Annotated in this window: 1 protein-coding gene; it reads left to right on the top strand. The window is 32.1% G+C overall.

Annotated features, from left to right (window positions below; genetic code table 11):
- Nucleotides 1-118 precede the first annotated feature (118 nt).
- A complete protein-coding gene (locus tag ACFWM3_RS24940; protein ID WP_390313400.1) occupies nt 119-1,579 on the top strand; it encodes an IS1182 family transposase in 1,461 nt (486 codons plus the stop codon).
- Nucleotides 1,580-1,691 lie beyond the last annotated feature (112 nt).

Here is a 1,691-nt window from a genome sequence, read left to right as displayed (position 1 = left end):
GCCGAGGCCACTGAAAAAGTCCTTGTGGTTTAAAAAAGTGAAGGCTTTCTCGATTCATCGAGGAAGCCTTCACTTTTTTCTTGTATAATTATTGTATCAAGTAATGGTGGTGTCTCGAATGATCTCAAATCAAGAATCTTTTACTCTTAGCCCTTTCATGGCGTTATACGATTTAATTGTTCCGAAAGATAATATGCTTCGTCAAATAAATGAATTAGTTGACTTTACATTTGTATTAGAAGAATTAAAGAATAAATATTGCCTTGATAACGGCCGAAATGCAGTGCCGCCTATTCGTATGTTCAAATATTTGTTACTAAAATCGATCTTTGATTTATCAGATGTAGATGTTGTTGAACGTTCAAAATATGATATGTCTTTTAAATATTTTCTTGATATGGCTCCAGAAGAATCAGTGATCAATTCAAGTTCTTTAACGAAATTTCGTAAACTCCGTTTAAAAGATGTTGGATTATTAGACATGTTGATCCAAAAAACAGTTGATATCGCACTAGAAAAAGAACTAATTAAAAGTACTTCAATAATAGTTGACGCAACTCATACAAGATCGCGATTTAATAATAAATCACCAAAAGAATTTTTAATGGAGAAATCTAAACTCCTTCGAAAATCTGTCTATCAAATTAATGAGGGAATGAAAGAAAAATTCCCTCCGAAGCCAACAACTGATGATGTAGTTGAAGAACTTGCCTATTGTGAAAAAGTCATTCAAGCTGTGGAAAAAGAAGAAGCGATTCGTGAATATCCAAAAGTAAAAGAAAAACTAAACTATTTAAAAGAAATCGTTGAAGATTACCATGACAATCTAAATTTCTCAAATGATCCTGACGCACGAACTGGGCATAAAACTGTTGATACCTCTTTTTTTGGATATAAATCACATTTAGCGATGAATGAAGAACGAATCATTACAGCTGCAGTCATTTCAACAGGTGAAAATACTGATGGAAAATATCTAAAAACATTGATTGAAAAAAGTCTTGAAACGGGAATGAAAATTGATACAGTCATTGGTGATACAGCTTATTCAGAGATTGATAATCTTCAATATGCAAATGAAAATGAATTACAATTAGTTTCGAAATTAAACCCCACGATTACACATGGAACACGTAAAAAAGAAGATGAATTTCAATACAATAAGGATGCGGGTATGTACGTTTGTAAGGCAGGTCATATGGCAATTCGAAAAAGAAGACAAGAAAGAAAAAATCAGAAAAAAAATCCGCGTGATATGTATTACTTTGATATTAAAAAGTGTAAAAAGTGTCCCTTTAAAGATGGATGTTATAAAGAAGGTGCCAAAAGTAAATCGTATAGTGTAACTATTAAATCAACTGAACACAAAGAACATATATACTTTCAAGAAAGCGAATATTTCAAAAAGAAATCGAAAGAACGCTATAAAATTGAAGCAAAAAATAGTGAATTAAAACACAGACACGGGTACAATGTAGCAAATTCCTCGGGTCTATTAGGTATGGAAATGCAAGGGGCAATGGCCATATTCGCAGTTAATTTAAAACGAATACTGACCTTAATGAAGGAAGAAAAATAAAAATGTATAAAGGAAAAGGCGATTTTCCGTTCAATTTGAACGGAAAATCGCCTTTTTTATTTCACATATTGATTACAGTAAATAAAATTGACTGTTTTTCAGTGGCCTCGGC

Origin of the sequence: Gottfriedia sp. NPDC058432 (genome assembly GCF_042721555.1) — a bacterium.
Classification (GTDB): Bacteria; Bacillota; Bacilli; order Bacillales; family Bacillaceae_G; genus Gottfriedia.
Note: the sequence above shows the minus strand (reverse complement) of the source record. Positions and strands in the feature narration are given on the sequence as shown.

What these genes read in the sequence shown, in the direction of transcription:
- ACFWM3_RS24940 (WP_390313400.1), top strand. Translation starts at nt 119, where the DNA reads ATGATCTCAAATCAAGAATCTTTTACTCTTAGCCCTTTCATGGCGTTA.